Source organism: Shewanella algidipiscicola, assembly GCF_003605125.1.
In the GTDB taxonomy this organism is placed as follows: domain Bacteria; phylum Pseudomonadota; class Gammaproteobacteria; order Enterobacterales; family Shewanellaceae; genus Shewanella; species Shewanella algidipiscicola.
Window position 1 is genome coordinate 171589 of the sequence record NZ_QPQT01000009.1, and the last position, 14893, is coordinate 186481.

A 14893-nucleotide genomic window follows, 5' to 3' on the forward strand; every position below is an offset into this window, starting at 1 on the left:
GGGAAATAAGATAAGGAGATAGCTAGGCTTGGCGAGTCCAGACACCTGGATAGTCACGCCGGACTATCCAGGGCCACTACAATAATTAGTAAGCGCTAGCAAACCAATCAAGCTTTCGCTGGCGTCGATAATGCTGCCATGCCTGCTGTAACCTTCATAAAGGAAGTAAAAGTTACGCTATCCCAGCGGGATAAGATGCACACAAAAACCGAACAACATATCAAAACCATCTACGGGAACTTACAACTATAGAGCAAATAACCAGCCTGTGCATAACTATGTGCAAAAAAAGTGCGTAAAGCATAATAAAGTATTAAGACTAACGTCTTATTAGCTTATCTATCATGACGATAGTGACAACGTTGCGATTAAAAAGCACCACCAGCGCTTCCCCAACAAACCTTAAATCTCATAGTGCAGCCCACATTCACGCTTCAAGCCATTAAAACGCGTCTCCTCTTCTGTCATTCCCAATGTTAAGGGTTGGGTAGAATGAGTATCACCCACAGAGACATAACCTTGTTCCCACAACGGATGATAGGGTAATTGATGTGCAGTCAAATATTGATGCACATCTTTATTACTCCAATCGACTATGGGCAGCAATTTATAGCGTTCGCCATGAATCGCTAAAATAGGCAAAACTTCGCGTGTGCTGGCTTGGCTGCGTCTTAATCCCGCAAACCAAGTGCCGATATTGAGCTCTTGTAGGGCATTTTGCATCGGAAGTACTTTATTGATGCGATTATACTGCTCTAGACCATCGAGCCCCTGCTCCCACAATCTGCCAAATTTGGCCTCTTGCCAAGCGGCGCTCGTTGGCGCTCGGTATACCTTCAGGTTCAGTTGCAAGCGCTCGGTCAATTGGTCAATAAACTGATAAGTTTCAGGAAACAGGTAACCTGTATCGGTTAAGATCACCGTAATATCACTCTGAGCCTGACTGACCAGATGCAACATCACTGCCGCCTGAATGCCAAAACTGGATGACAAACCATGCTCACTAGGTAAATAAGCTAGTCCCCACAGGACACGTTCGGCCGCGGTCAGTGTCGCAAGATAGTCATTTATCTTTGCTAATTCAGCTTGTTGCTCTACTTTAGGTGCACCAAGCAGCGCCTGTAATTGGCTTGGCGATATCATTAATTTATCCATGAAAATCCCGGGCGGCATCTAATACCGCTTTCACTACGCCGACACGCACAGTGAAATTACCAAAGGTTTCTTCCGTTTCACGCTCACTGACATAGCGAGCAAACAGGGCATCGAGTTCGGCTAAAATCTCCGCCTCTTGAATATTTTCTCGGTAAAGCTTATTCAAACGCGTACCTTCAAAGCTGGCACCAAGATAGAGGTTATAACGCCCAGGGGCTTTACCTACCAAGCCAATTTCAGCCGCAAAGGGACGAGCACAGCCATTAGGACACCCCGTCATACGAATAACAATACCTTGGTCAAGGAAACCATGCTTTTCCTGCAGCGCCTCGACTTTGGTCAAGAAATCAGGAAAGTAACGCTCCGCTTCTGCCATCGCCAACGCACAAGTCGGCAATGCAACGCAGGCAATGGAATGACCACGGGTTTCGCTGATCAATCTGCCCATCAAACCGTGACGGCGCGCAATCGCTTCAATCTGTGCTTTATCAACCTCGGCAACCCCCGCGATGATGATGTTCTGATTAGAGGTCATACGAAAATCCCCTTTGTGTACCAAGGCAATTTCACGCAGTCCAGTTTGCAACGGCTGACCTGGTAGATCTTTAATCCGACCGCCTTCGATAAATAGGGTCAAATGCCATTGGTCATCAACGCCTTTTATCCAACCATAACGATCGCCGCGATCGCCGATCACTACATCACGTTTAGGCTCAAACTTAATGCCAGCACGCTTTTCAACTTCAGCTTTAAAGGCATCAAATCCATGTTTTACAATGGTGTATTTAAGGCGTGACTGTTTACGATCGGAGCGATTACCCCAGTCACGCTGCACTTTAAGTACCGCTTCGGCAAACTTAAGGCAATCCTTCGCCTTAATAAAGCCAAAATCATCACCCAGGCGCGGAAAAGTGGCAACCTCGCCATGGGTTGATCCCATACCGCCACCTGCCACCATATTAAAACCAATTAACTCCCCCGCTTCTGCTACGGCGATAAAGCCAAGATCGTTGGTGTAGACATCGACATCATTATCTGGCGGTACCGCTACCGCCATCTTAAATTTACGCGGCAGGTACGTTTTGCCATACACAGGCTCTACTTCATCGCCCTCACTGACGGCCACCTTATCATCACCTAACCAGATCTCGGCGTAAGCTTTAGTACGCGGCAAGTAGTTATCCGACAACTGCTTGGCCCAATAAAAGGCTTGCTGATGCAGCTTAGACTCCACCGGGTTGGGATTACACATCACATTACGGTTGACGTCACCACAGGCTGCGATTGAATCTAGCGCCTCTTTGTCGAGATCCTGGATCAACGTTTTCAGATTACGCTTTGGAATACCGTGATACTGAAACGTCTGACGTGTCGTAAGACGAATGCTATTTGAGCTGGTGAGGTTTGCGGCAATTTTATCGACTCCCAACCATTGCTTCGGCGTACACACCCCACCCGCCACTCGAGCACGCAACATAAAGCTATAAAGGGGTTCTAGCTTTTGCGCTTTACGCTCATTGCGTTGATCACGATCATCTTGCTGATAAAAACCATGAAACTTGATCAGCTGCTGGTCGCCTTCGCTGAACGAGCCCGTCAACGAGGTATCTAGCCCCTCTTCGATAGTGCCGCGCAAATAGTTACTGTCGGTCTTTAGGTGTTCATTTACTGATAATTTTTGTTCGTTCATGGCTAGTGCCTCATCCTTTTCGAACAGCGGCATGACCACTGTTCGTTAATCTGTTTAGTCAAATCTACGGGTATCAAGACATAGGGTTAATAAACATCTTTTTGATAACGTTTATCACGGCGAAGTTGCTCTAAATATGCTGTGGCCGTCTCTTCATCTTTTCCGCCATATTGCTGCACCACATCAAGCAGAGCTTGATGCACATCTTTAGCCATTCGCTCGGCATCGCCACACACGTAGAGATGGGCCCCCTTTTCTAACCACTGCCACAAGGCCTCGCCGCGCTCAGCAATGCGATGCTGCACATAAACCTTGTGCGCCTGATCTCGCGAGAAAGCGGAATCAAAGCGGGTTAATGTGCCTTGTTTAAGATATTGCTGCCACTCAGTTTGATACAGGAAATCTTGCTCAAAGTGCGGATTACCAAAGAATAACCAACTTTCTCCTGCCGCACCTTGTACGGCACGCTCCTGTATAAAGGCCCTGAAAGGGGCCACACCGGTGCCGGGACCTATCATGATCACTGGGGTTTGTGGGTTGTCAGGCAAGCGAAAGTGGTTGTTTGGCTCAACATAGACCTTAACTGCTGCGCCCTCTGCTGCGGTCGCTAAAAAGTGCGACGCGCCGCCAAAACGGGCAACGCCTTCACGCTCATCTGCAACCAATGCCACAGTCAAATGGACTTCATCGCCCACCTCGGCTTGGCTCGATGCTATCGAATAGAGGCGCGGCGTGATTGGGCGCAATAATTCGACCAACTGGAAAGCGGTAATATCAACCGGATACAGAGCAACCAGATCGGCAAGTTGATGATGAAGCAAAAACTGACGCGTCAGCTCGCGGTCTTCGCTGATTGCCAGTAATGCTTCATCACCGCTTAGTTGTGCCCAGTTTTGCACCAGTCCAGGGTAAAGCTGCGTTAATTCGCGCTTATCTTTAAGCGCCTCAAAAAGCGATAAGCTTTGATCTGCAAGCGTCACCTGCGCTGTACCATCGAGGGACAAGGCACTTAAAATCTCATTAACCAAGGCATCTGAATTACTAAACCAGACCCCTAGTGCATCACCCACTTGATAACTGAGCCCAGAGTCAGCGAGATCAATCTCAACATGGCGCACATCTCTGTCTGAATCACGCCCGGTCAACTTTTGACTCACTAGCACCTCGGCGCTGCAGGGGTTTTGCTTAGTGTAAGTTGCTGCAGTGGCGCTGCTGACACCGTCTATTGAGACCACGTTCGCGCTAGACGCCGAGATTAACGGCTTAACGGCAGTCAACACCTGCTGCTGCCATTGGCTGGCAGCCACATCATAATCAACATCACACTCAGTTAGCGGCACAATCGATTTGGCACCTAACGCGGCTAGGCGCTGCTCAAAGTCTTTACCGGTTTGGCAGAAAAACTCGTAACTCGAGTCACCGAGCGCTAAAACAGCATAATTAAGCTGCTCTAAACGTGGCGCACGTTTCGATGCCAAAAACTGATGTAGCTCAATGGCATCATCAGGGGCCTCGCCTTCACCATGGGTACTGACCACGGCAAGTAGTAAGGTCTCTTGTTTCAACTGGCGCACCTTGTAGTCGGCCATAGAAACGAGGTTAACGGCATAGCCTTGTGCTTGGGCTTTTGCAGCCAAGTCGGTCGCAATGCCTCGACCATTGCCAGTTTGACTACCATAGAGAAGGGTAATGGTTTGCTCTGGTGCGCTAGCCGCACTGACGTTATCGCCTGCCGCTACGGCAGTCGCCGACAGATAGCCGCCGACCCATGCCAGTTGCACCGCAGTAAGTTCACTCGTGAGTTGTTTTAGCTTATCGACCTGTCCTTGAGACAGTGGCGAAGCCTGTGATGAAAGCGCTTTTAACAGCATGAAGGACGGCCCTATATCAGTGTAATAGACCTAGCTTAGAGCCTTACTTGAAAAGCAAAAAAGAATAAAATATGATTTTTAATATCTTTTTGGAATATGCAAAGTGCATTAATTGAGCTACAAAAGTGAGGGTGGCAAATCAAAACTGTAAAAAATGGGTAGTTAAGCACAGAATTTAAAATAAGAAATTGTGGTCTAGCGCAAATTTTTTGCTCTGACCAGTGTTAAAAAGCCAAATATGAAAAATTCGCGCTTGTGTATGCTTTTAGACACGCCACAATAATGAGTCAACTTTAATAACGACGTCTGTCCCTAACTAAGAGGTTTCTCAGTGAAACTAGGTCTACTAAAAGAGAGCCAAGCCGATGAAAAACGCGTTGCGTTGATTCCGGCAAACGTGACTCGGTTAATCAAAAAAAACCTCCAAATCCTTGTCGAAAGCGGCGCTGGCGAAAGCGCAGGTTTTAGCGATCAACAATATCAGGAAGCCGGAGCTATTATCACCCCCCGCGAACAAGTGTTTGAGCAGGCTGACATCATCACTGTGGTTAACTGCAAAGGCAGCCAATTTGATGAAATCAAAACGCTGGCTAAAGCTAACCAACTGTTTATCGGCATGATGGATCCCCTAGCTCACCCAGACAACGCCACAGCGCTGGCCGCAACGGGCACCACAGCTATCGCCCTTGAGCTGGTACCACGCATCACGCGCGCCCAAAGCATGGATATTCTATCGTCAATGGCGACGATCGCTGGCTACAAAGCGGTACTACTGGCCGCCCATAAAGCCCCGCGTATGTTCCCTATGATGATGACGGCTGCAGGCACCTTAAAACCGGCCCGCGCCTTTATCATGGGCGTTGGTGTAGCAGGCCTACAGGCATGTGCGACCGCTAAACGCCTTGGCGCCGTGGTGGAAGCTTATGATATTCGCCCCGCCGCGCGCGAACAAATTCTGTCTGTCGGTGCCAAGCCTGTCGAACTGGATCTGGAAACTGAAAACACCGAGACCAAAGGCGGTTATGCCACCGAACAAAGTGATGACTTTATTAAGCGCCAACAGCAAGCCATGACCAATGTGCTAGCACAACAAGATATTGTTATCACCACCGCAGCGATCCCAGGCCGCAAGGCGCCAGTGCTTATCACTACAGCCATGGTCGAGGGGATGAAACCTGGCACCATCATTGTCGATTTGGCAGCCGAAACTGGCGGCAACTGTGAGCTGACCCGCCTCGATGAAACCGTTGTGCATAATGGCGTCACGATCTTGGGTCCTTCGAATGTACCAGGCACAGCCGCAACCCATGCCAGTCAAATGTATGGCACCAACATCGAAAACCTATTGAAATTACTCGTCGATAATGACGGCCAACTTCATTTAGATTTTGACGATGAAATCGTGCGCGATACTGTCGTCGTGCATCAAGGAGACGTGGTTAACGCCCGGATCCGCTCGCTATTGGGCATGCCCGACATTGCTGTGCCAGAGGAGGCTCAATAATGGATATTTTATTACTACTCACCCTATTCGTGGTGGCCGTTTTTCTTGGAGTGGAACTGATCACTAAAGTCCCACCGACCCTGCATACCCCGTTAATGTCTGGCTCTAATGCCATTTCGGGCATCTCACTGGTAGGCGCATTGCTGTCGGCCGGTTCTGGCGCAGGTGTCTGGGTTAACGTATTAGGATTTATCGCTGTGGTACTTGCCACGATTAATGTGGTCGGTGGCTATATGGTTACCAATCGCATGCTTGCCATGTTTAAAAGGAAATAAGCCAACATGAGTATGACGATTATTTATCTCGCCTACCTTGTGGCCGCGAGTCTGTTTATTTTGGGCATTAAAGGGTTAACTAAACCACGCACCGCGGTACGTGGTAATCAGTTGTCGGCCTTAGGTATGTTTATCGCCGTGGTCGTGACCTTATTCGATCAAAGCATTTTAAGCTATGAGTGGATCATTGCCGGGGTGCTATTAGGCGGAACCATTGGGGCCTTGATGGCCACTAAAATCCAAGTCACCGCCATGCCACAAATGGTCGCAATGCTTAACGGTTTTGGTGGCGGCGCATCGCTGTTTATCGCCTTAGCCAGCTTCCTTGACCCAGACTCGGCCACCCATATCGTGGCGTTGATCTCAATTGCCCTAACGGTACTCATAGGTTCGGTTACCTTGTCGGGCTCGTTCGTTGCTTTTGCTAAGTTACAAGAGTTGATCTCTGGCAACCCCATAAAAGTGCCTGGCAATAAAGTGATTAATGCCGCTTTATTGATCACTGCAATCGGTTTGTCGGTCGCTATAGTATTAGACCCAAGCAACACCATGCTAATTTATGCACTCGTCGCGGTGTCGGTATTATTGGGCTTGTTCTTGGTCGTGCCTATTGGCGGCGCAGATATGCCAGTGGTAATCGCCTTGCTGAACTCTTACTCGGGGATTGCGGCGGCGACAACCGGCTTTATCACGGGTAACACGGTATTGATTGTGTCGGGTTCACTGGTCGGTGCCTCGGGCATCATCTTGACCCAAATCATGTGTAAGGCGATGAACCGTTCACTGTTTAACGTGTTATTTGGTGTAATGGCCGAGGGCGGCGAAACCATCGATGCCGACGAAGTGTATGCTGGCAAAGTGACCTCTTCTTCACCTGAAGAAGTCGCGATGCTGCTAGAAACTGCCGAGCGCGTGGTGATTGTACCAGGTTATGGTTTAGCGATGGCGCAGGCACAACACGCGGTGCGTGAACTCGCCTCAGTGCTAGAAGCTCGCGGTGCTCAAGTGCTCTACGCGATTCACCCAGTGGCGGGCCGCATGCCAGGGCATATGAACGTACTCCTAGCTGAAGCCGAAGTGCCTTATGAGCAATTGATTGAAATGGATGAGATCAACCCTCAGTTTGAGCAGACTGATGTGGCGATTGTGATTGGCGCAAACGATGTAACCAACCCTATGGCGCGCGAAGATAAAGGCAGCCCAATTTATGGTATGCCTATATTAAATGTCGATAAGGCGCGCACTGTGGTTGTGGTGAAACGCTCTCTCAGTCCAGGATTTGCAGGCTTACCTAATCCGCTGTTTGCAAAAGATAATACCTTGATGTTATTTGGTGATGGTAAGAAAGCCATTGTCGACTTAACCCAAAGTTTGAAAGAAGCTGATTAATATCGCTAGGGCTACTGCATCATAACTTAGCCCAATCTCAAGGCATAAAGACATGGATAAAAAGACCGCTGAGCGGTCTTTTTTATACTCAGCCAACAGGCGCCCTGCCAGAATAATGCCCCTGCCAACGCTGTGCCCTAGACTTACACCTGCTGACAAGTACTCGACTCTCTATCGCGTAACGTGCGCTGATTGTTAGTCATGTCGATGATATCTGCCAGACAATATCAACACCAAGTTAGAATGACCTCAAACAGCGATAACAGACCGAGCCTGACACTTGATTAAGTGATGATGTTTTGCTTAAATATCCTGCAGATAATGTTTATACAGGAAGAGCATGATGCAAGGAAGTGCGGTAGAAAATCATCCGTTTTCACCTTTTGAAGATAGACGTATTGAACAGGCTAGATCAGGAGAACACTGGGATAGACTCACTAACGCGCAGCGGTTTGCGTTTTACACTTTAGCCAAACTGGGCTACCAACTGCTGTTTGTTAGGCGCACGCCACACACCTCCACCGCCATAGTCAAGCAGGAAGAACAACTGGTGACGATTAACGATGATGGCGACATCGACTTTAATCCTAATGTGGTACTACGCGAACGTCGTCCACCACGGCAACAGCTATAGAAAAAAAGCAGGCAACACTAGATATTAAGACTCGCGGTTCACTATTAAGCCTCTGGGCATTTAATGTGATGAAATTTAATCGCCACTCATCGTCTGTTCATCTAACCACGCTAGCGCCTGCGCTTTCCCCATAAGGTGCTCCAATGTCGGTCGAATCACATCCGCCATTTGTGCCCGGCGCCAAAACATATAGCGCGGCAACCTATGGTTAACACCTTGACCAAAAAGATAATGTAACAAGCTAGCAAACTCATTTAATTCATCTATCTGGTATTGTTGTAACGTCGGATAAATCTCATCAATTAACAGATCAAAATCAGCAAACTGACCCAACTCTTGCCAGCTGTAACTATGCAGCAACTGAACCAGCATGGGTGCAGACCAATGAGAGAGAGCAATCACATTATCAAACACCGCAAGATTACGCTTATGGTATTGCTGCCAAGCTAAATGACAACCTTGTCCTTGTTGTGCCAGCGACCATACAAGGTAGATATCGGCCAGCCACTCATGTTGGTAACCCGATAGCGGATGCTGAGTTAACAACGCTGACGCAGAAGAGGTGACGGCCAAATGTCCCAGTTCATGCCAGAGCGTCATCTGCACGGCATTATCAAGGGTTAAGCTATATAGCTCACCGCTCCAACGTGCCGACAATAACCGAGGTATATTATCAGGGTTAAGTAATACCACCCCAGTTATCTCGGGGTGGTCGATAGGTTTTGCCATGGCGCCACGGTGGCCAAGCTCTTTAAGAAGCTCACGCTTTGGCGGCAATTGCTGACGCGCATCACCGGGTAACTGGGCTAAACATTGAACAAGCTCAGGCGTATGGCAGACCAATGCTTGCCCATGGGACATAGGGACCCACAGCCAAGCGCTGGCAAGCAATAGCGCCTCTGAGATCACTGCTTCGCCATGATATTTTGTATTATCGCCGTGGTTGATACGCCATCTTCAAAGCCAAGCACTTCAACGCTGCCACCGGCGGCAATCACCTCTTTCCCCCCGGCGATATCCTCAACCTGATAGTCACCACCTTTGACCAACATGTCGGGCAGTAGTCGGGCAATAATGCGTTGCGGCGTATCTTCACTAAATGATACCACCCAGTCCACCGACGCAAGTCCAGCAAGCACCGCCATGCGGCGCTCCAGTTGATTGACTGGACGACCATCGCCTTTGAGACGTTTTACTGACTCATCATCATTAACCGCCACAATCAAGCGATCGCCTAAGGCTTTGGCTTGCTGCAAATAGCTCACATGGCCCGCATGCAAAATATCAAAACAACCATTGGTCATCACCACGCGCTCGCCGCGCAGCTTCGCCTCTTCTAGCGCATAAACTAACTGATCTTCGCTTATCACGCCAAAACCACTTTCGCCATGGCTTAAATTTAAGGCGGCAATCAATTCGATACGGCTAACTGTTGAGGTACCTCGCTTACCGACAACAATCCCCGCAGCCGTATTGGCAATAGCACACGCTTGTGGCAGATCGCTCCCCGCGGCTAAGGCGGTAGCAAGCGCCGAAATAACCGTATCGCCAGCCCCAGTCACATCGTACACTTCACGGGCGACGGTCGGAATGTGTAGCTCAGGTGCGTTAGCAGTGATAAGAGTCATGCCTTTTTCTGAACGCGTCACTAACATGGCTTCTAAATCATGCTCTTTTAGCAACGCCTGCGCCTTCTCAACCAGATCGGCTTCATCACGCACAGTCCCAACAACTTGTTCAAACTCCAGCATATTGGGCGTTAATAACGTTGCGCCGCGATAACGAGAAAAGTCACTGCCTTTAGGATCGACCAAGACTTTAATGCCCTTAGCTTTCGCTCTGGCAATAAACTCTTGCGGCTTATCTAATGCGCCCTTAGCGTAATCAGACAGCACCACAACAGACACATCAGCAAATTCGCTCTCGGCACTATTTAACAGCGCTTGGCTGTGTGCAGGCAGATAAGGCTCTTCAAAATCTAAACGCAACAACTGCTGGTTACGTGACAAAATTCTGAGCTTTGTGATTGTCGGCTTCTCAGCCACTCGGAACCATTTAGGTTCAACACCTAGAGCTTGCACGCCTTGGGTAAGCGCAGCCGCGGTTTCATCTTCGCCGACAATGCCCGCTAGGCGAACATTGCCGCCCAGGGCTGCAATATTCAGAGCCACGTTAGCTGCGCCGCCCGGTCTATCTTCGACCTGGTTGACTCGCACCACAGGTACCGGTGCCTCAGGAGAGATGCGCCCAGTCGGTCCGGTCCAGTATCTGTCTAACATCACATCACCGACCACAAGAACTTTAGCTTTTTCAAATGCTGGCAGAGAAATCTTCATATTGGGCTTATCTTTTAAAAATTAATCCATGATTATACCTAATTTTACCTAATATTTGAGTTAGAATATGCAGTAATTTTGGTTAATACATTTGAGTGACTCGTGGTCGAAAAAGCAGAATTCTCCGTAACATTTTGTCATCCTAAATATTGGCTTCTCTGGCTGGGTGTTGGCTTGATGCGGCTCACTCAGTTGTTACCCCTACCGATGCAGATGTGGCTGGGTAAAATGCTCGGACGCTTCGCCAAAAAAGTGGCCGGCAGCCGAGTGCATACCGCCAAACGAAATATAGAGCTGTGCTTTCCTGATATGCCGGCGCAAGAGCAAGCACACTTACTCAATCGGAATTTTGAAGAGACAGGCAAAGCCATCTTTGATATCGCCAACGCATGGTGGTGGTCTGATGCCAAAGTGCAACGCCACATGACGATTAAAGGCCAAGAGCATGTCGAGCAAACCCTTGCTAACGGCCAAGGCGTGATCTTATTCGCCGTGCATTGCCTCCCCCTAGAGATGGGTGCGCGTATCTTTGGTCAGTTTCAACCCGGCATTGGTGTGTATCGCCCACATAACAACCCATTAATGGAATACCTTCAGGTCAATGGTCGGTTACGCTCCAACAAAGGCTTAGTGCCTAAACGAGATTTACGTCAAATGGTGCGCAGCCTCAGAGCACCCGATGTCATCTGGTACACGGCGGATCAAGACTTTGGCCGTTCAAGCGCGGTCTTTATCCCTTTCTTTAATGTGCCCGATGCCGCCACCATCACAGGCGCAACCACCTTGGCTAAGCTGGGTAAAGCCAAAGTCTTGCCTTTTGTGGTCGAACGCAACAGCGACGATAAAGGCTATACCATTGAAGTCCAAGCGCCGCTGGATAATTTTCCCGGTGCCAATGAAGTCGAGGATGCCATTCGCGGTAACCAGATCATCGAGTCGATCATCAATCGAAATCGCGCCCAATATATGTGGTTACATCGCCGCTTTAAGACTCGCCCTAATCAAGACGATCCGTCGCTGTATCAATAAGCTTGATCATAACGCCAGCACTGCACTGGCGTTTTGATTGCTACCCGCTGCGAGTCACCTCCCATAATCACTTTGCATCGCAAAGAGCTGCACACTCAACGCCTCCCGGTGGCCCTTTTACTCTGGTCGATAACCCATGTTGTGGTCACTCAAAACAGCGAACCATCTAAGACAATTTATCTCACTTACAGGCAAGCATGCTAAACGGGCCCCATTCGATTATTGTCATAATATGCTGATATACTGATGCTATTGGTCAATAACCCACAGCGTTTATGTCACTCTCTCCACGCCAACGATTCGCCCAATTACAAAATGAAGCCCATTTTGTCGATGATCCCCACCAGCGAGCCGCCATCGAGCAGTTAGAGCGCGTGTATCAACAACTCCACAGCCAAACGCCGCACATTAAAGGCCTCTATCTATGGGGAAGTGTCGGCCGCGGTAAGACCATGTTGATGGATCTCTTTTGCCAGAGCCTACCCACTAAGGTGCCACTTAGACTGCACTTTCATCGTTTTATGGCGCGAATTCATCAAGAGATGCGAGTAGAGCATGGCCAGCAAAACCCGTTAGAGCGGATTGCCCAGCGCCTCGCTAAGCAGTGCAAGGTTATCTGTTTCGATGAGTTTTTTGTTGCCGATATTGGCGATGCGATGATTTTAGGCAAGCTGTTTGAGGCCTTATTTCGCCGCGGTATCGTGCTGGTTGCGACCTCCAATAAGCCCATCGACAAGCTGTATGAAAACGGTTTAGCTCGCGACCGTTTTTTACCTACCATCGACCTGCTCAATGAGCATACTCAAGCGTTCCATCTTAACGGCCCGCTCGATCATCGTTTGCGGCAATTAACTTATCAACAAACCTACTTTTACGACCATGCTGCTCGGTTTGACGCACTGTTTCAACAACTGTGTGATGACTCTGAGGTACAAACCCAGCCTCTCGAGATTTTAGGTCGACAGATCCCGGTGATAAAACGCACCCGCAGCACAGTTTGGCTAAGCTTCGATGCCCTCTGTGATGGGCCGCGATCTCAACTGGACTATATTGAGCTAGCCAGTTGTTATCGCACTATTTTACTCAGCGACATTCCGCCGCTGGGCGGAACGCCGCGCTCATGGATTCGCGCTCGGGGTACCGAAGATGGCGCACTGCCCACTCAAGCTGGCGAGCGGCAGTTACACTACGCAGCCAATGACGATCCTGCGCGGCGCTTTATCGCTCTGGTCGATGAGCTTTACGATCAACAAGTTCAGCTGTATTTACATGCCGCTCTGCCACTGGAGCAGCTTTATACCCCAGGGGCATTGGCCTTTGAGTTTCAGCGTACCCAGAGTCGGCTGATTGAAATGCAATCGCGGCAATATTTAACCGCTACACTTACCGCTGCCGATAATAGCGATCACTAGAGACGCGATATGCAAGCCACCATTGATATCACTTGGTTAGATTTAGCACTGTTTATGTTACTGCTCAGCATTCCTGTGGCCATTAGTCATTGGCTACAGCTGGGGATCGGCCGAGATATCGGTATTGCGGTACTGCGCATGACGTTGCAGCTTTTGTTGGTCGGTATCTACTTACAATTTTTATTCGATCTTAATAGCGTCTGGCTTAACTTGACGTGGTTAGCCACCATGATATTGATTGGCGCCAGCGCGATTCTAAGCGGGGCCAAATTGCCTAAACGGCTGCTGTTTTTGCCCATATTGACAAGTATAACCCTGTCGTTACTGCCTGTGCTGGCCATTTTACTACTTGGGTTACTGCAGCCTACGCCCACCTATAGCGCCCAATATTTAATCCCACTGGCGGGCATGTTGTTAGGCAATAGCCTCAGCGGCAATATTGTTGCCCTGCAGCGTCTATTCAGTGCCCTAGCGGAAAATCGCAGTGAATATGAGGGTCGCCTAGCCCTAGGGGCACGGCCGAAACAAGCGTCAATGCCCTTCGTGCAATCTGCACTAAAACAATCACTTGCACCAATTTTAGCGTCTATGGCCACAACCGGACTAGTGACACTTCCCGGCATGATGACAGGGCAAATTCTCGGCGGTAGCGATCCCATGCTAGCGGTTAAATATCAACTGATTATCTTGTTGGCTATCTTTGTCGTACTCAGTGTATGTGTTACAACCAGCTTACTACTCTCAGTGCGAGTAGTCCTTAATCCAAGTGGCAAACTACTGATAAATAAGACCAACTAAACTAACGGTATTTACTGACTATGTTTTCATATTCGGTTAATCCATTGGCTTGCACAGTGCTTTTCACCTGATCTATACCTTGCTGCAGCTTTTGGCGCAATACTGGGTCACTATCCTTACTAAAGGCATAATAAAGCTGACTATCTTTGAGGGTATAAACCACCTCAAAATCATCGGCATTTAAGCCAGCATGTTTGATTAACCAACGACCGACTAACTCATCATATGCCCATAAATCGATCCGTTTTAACTCAAGCATTTTTACTAAGTAACGCGCGTTATGTGCCCTGTGGATCTGGTCTTTATTCACGCCAAGGGCCAACAGTGATTGCTCGCCAATATCATCTCGAATAACACCGATATTATATTGCTTAAGCTGGCTCTGTTGCGTTATTTTCAGCTGCCTAGACTTTGACGCAAATAACACGATCCTAGTAGCCGAAATAGGCCCTACCCACTCAAATGTAGACTCACGATAAGCCGTACGTGTCATAGAAAACAACACGGTATCTTTGCCTATTCTTGTCAGTTTATAACCTCGAGCCCACGGCACGAGCTGGATCTGGCTAGGGTCAAATTCAGTCTCAAATTTAGACACGGCGGCATCGAGCAGATCGACAGCGATCCCTGTCAGTTGATAATTATCACGATAGTTATAAGGGGGATAAGATTCGGTAAAATAAGTGAGATGGGACAAGTTATTAGCGAAAGTAACTGTCCCAATACAAGAATATAAACAAACCGTAAATAGAGTCGCAAAGCGCAATCTGGTCACATAGAGATACCGCTAGATAATGGTA

At 48.7% G+C, this 14893-nt stretch carries 13 protein-coding genes; 7 read left to right on the forward strand and 6 right to left on the reverse strand.

Annotation, left to right across the window (positions count from 1 at the left end; translation table 11 throughout):
• Positions 1–402 precede the first annotated feature (402 nt).
• The 3 genes from DVO77_RS11850 to DVO77_RS11860 form a co-directional block, all read right to left on the reverse strand.
• The gene (locus DVO77_RS11850) at positions 403–1155 is read right to left on the reverse strand and encodes a phosphoadenylyl-sulfate reductase (protein WP_211328807.1); all 753 of its coding nucleotides are present in this window, start codon (positions 1153–1155) and stop codon (positions 403–405) included.
• The gene (gene cysI / locus DVO77_RS11855) at positions 1148–2845 is read right to left on the reverse strand and encodes an assimilatory sulfite reductase (NADPH) hemoprotein subunit (RefSeq protein WP_119978503.1); all 1698 of its coding nucleotides are present in this window, start codon (positions 2843–2845) and stop codon (positions 1148–1150) included. Before cysI ends, DVO77_RS11850 begins: the two co-directional genes overlap by 8 nt.
• An 86-nt stretch (positions 2846–2931) precedes the next feature.
• Complete coding sequence (locus tag DVO77_RS11860; RefSeq protein WP_119978478.1) at positions 2932–4716, reverse strand: assimilatory sulfite reductase (NADPH) flavoprotein subunit; 1785 nt, start codon at positions 4714–4716, stop codon at positions 2932–2934.
• A gap of 331 nt (positions 4717–5047) precedes the next feature.
• Here DVO77_RS11860 and DVO77_RS11865 point away from each other — a divergent pair, with 331 nt between their 5' ends.
• The 4 genes from DVO77_RS11865 to DVO77_RS11880 all read left to right on the forward strand — a co-directional run bounded on the left by DVO77_RS11865 (position 5048) and on the right by DVO77_RS11880 (position 8518).
• Positions 5048–6220 (forward strand): Re/Si-specific NAD(P)(+) transhydrogenase subunit alpha, encoded by a 1173-nt coding sequence (locus tag DVO77_RS11865; RefSeq protein ID WP_119978479.1) that lies wholly within the window; start codon positions 5048–5050, stop codon positions 6218–6220.
• Positions 6220–6495 (forward strand): NAD(P) transhydrogenase subunit alpha part 2, encoded by a 276-nt coding sequence (locus DVO77_RS11870; RefSeq protein ID WP_110455934.1) that lies wholly within the window; start codon positions 6220–6222, stop codon positions 6493–6495. The genes DVO77_RS11865 and DVO77_RS11870 overlap by 1 nt, the downstream gene beginning before the upstream one ends.
• Before the next feature lie 6 nt (positions 6496–6501).
• A complete protein-coding gene (locus DVO77_RS11875) occupies positions 6502–7884 on the forward strand; it encodes an NAD(P)(+) transhydrogenase (Re/Si-specific) subunit beta (RefSeq protein ID WP_119978480.1) in 1383 nt (460 codons plus the stop codon).
• Positions 7885–8224: 340 nt separating this feature from the next.
• Positions 8225–8518: a hypothetical protein gene (locus tag DVO77_RS11880; protein ID WP_249038161.1), complete on the forward strand. Its 294-nt coding sequence runs from the start codon at positions 8225–8227 to the stop codon at positions 8516–8518.
• Positions 8519–8593: 75 nt separating this feature from the next.
• Here DVO77_RS11880 and DVO77_RS11885 read toward each other — a convergent pair whose 3' ends face one another.
• Complete coding sequence (locus tag DVO77_RS11885; RefSeq protein ID WP_119978482.1) at positions 8594–9427, reverse strand: hypothetical protein; 834 nt, start codon at positions 9425–9427, stop codon at positions 8594–8596.
• Positions 9424–10854, reverse strand: a complete 1431-nt coding sequence (gene hldE / locus DVO77_RS11890) for a bifunctional D-glycero-beta-D-manno-heptose-7-phosphate kinase/D-glycero-beta-D-manno-heptose 1-phosphate adenylyltransferase HldE (RefSeq protein ID WP_119978483.1) — start codon at positions 10852–10854, stop codon at positions 9424–9426. The genes DVO77_RS11885 and hldE overlap by 4 nt, the downstream gene beginning before the upstream one ends.
• A gap of 102 nt (positions 10855–10956) precedes the next feature.
• On the opposite strand from hldE, the gene DVO77_RS11895 reads away from it, so the two are divergent.
• The 3 genes from DVO77_RS11895 (at position 10957) to DVO77_RS11905 (ending at position 14093) form a co-directional block, all read left to right on the forward strand.
• Positions 10957–11883, forward strand: coding sequence for an LpxL/LpxP family Kdo(2)-lipid IV(A) lauroyl/palmitoleoyl acyltransferase (locus tag DVO77_RS11895; protein WP_110455929.1), 927 nt, complete (start codon positions 10957–10959; stop codon positions 11881–11883).
• Between the two features lie 275 nt (positions 11884–12158).
• The gene (gene zapE, locus DVO77_RS11900) at positions 12159–13295 is read left to right on the forward strand and encodes a cell division protein ZapE (RefSeq protein ID WP_119978484.1); all 1137 of its coding nucleotides are present in this window, start codon (positions 12159–12161) and stop codon (positions 13293–13295) included.
• A 9-nt stretch (positions 13296–13304) separates the two neighbouring features.
• Positions 13305–14093, forward strand: coding sequence for an ABC transporter permease (locus tag DVO77_RS11905; protein ID WP_119978485.1), 789 nt, complete (start codon positions 13305–13307; stop codon positions 14091–14093).
• A gap of 1 nt (position 14094) precedes the next feature.
• On the opposite strand, the gene DVO77_RS11910 is transcribed toward DVO77_RS11905, so the two are convergent.
• The gene (locus DVO77_RS11910) at positions 14095–14790 is read right to left on the reverse strand and encodes a substrate-binding periplasmic protein (protein ID WP_249038162.1); all 696 of its coding nucleotides are present in this window, start codon (positions 14788–14790) and stop codon (positions 14095–14097) included.
• Between the last annotated feature and the right edge of the window lie 103 nt (positions 14791–14893).

What these genes read in the sequence shown, in the direction of transcription:
- zapE (WP_119978484.1), top strand. Translation starts at nt 12,159, where the DNA reads ATGTCACTCTCTCCACGCCAACGATTCGCCCAATTACAAAATGAAGCC.
- DVO77_RS11905 (WP_119978485.1), top strand. Translation starts at nt 13,305, where the DNA reads ATGCAAGCCACCATTGATATCACTTGGTTAGATTTAGCACTGTTTATG.
- DVO77_RS11870 (WP_110455934.1), top strand. Translation starts at nt 6,220, where the DNA reads ATGGATATTTTATTACTACTCACCCTATTCGTGGTGGCCGTTTTTCTT.
- DVO77_RS11850 (WP_211328807.1), bottom strand. Translation starts at nt 1,155, where the DNA reads ATGGATAAATTAATGATATCGCCAAGCCAATTACAGGCGCTGCTTGGT.
- DVO77_RS11880 (WP_249038161.1), top strand. Translation starts at nt 8,225, where the DNA reads ATGATGCAAGGAAGTGCGGTAGAAAATCATCCGTTTTCACCTTTTGAA.
- DVO77_RS11860 (WP_119978478.1), bottom strand. Translation starts at nt 4,716, where the DNA reads ATGCTGTTAAAAGCGCTTTCATCACAGGCTTCGCCACTGTCTCAAGGA.
- cysI (WP_119978503.1), bottom strand. Translation starts at nt 2,845, where the DNA reads ATGAACGAACAAAAATTATCAGTAAATGAACACCTAAAGACCGACAGT.
- DVO77_RS11875 (WP_119978480.1), top strand. Translation starts at nt 6,502, where the DNA reads ATGAGTATGACGATTATTTATCTCGCCTACCTTGTGGCCGCGAGTCTG.
- hldE (WP_119978483.1), bottom strand. Translation starts at nt 10,854, where the DNA reads ATGAAGATTTCTCTGCCAGCATTTGAAAAAGCTAAAGTTCTTGTGGTC.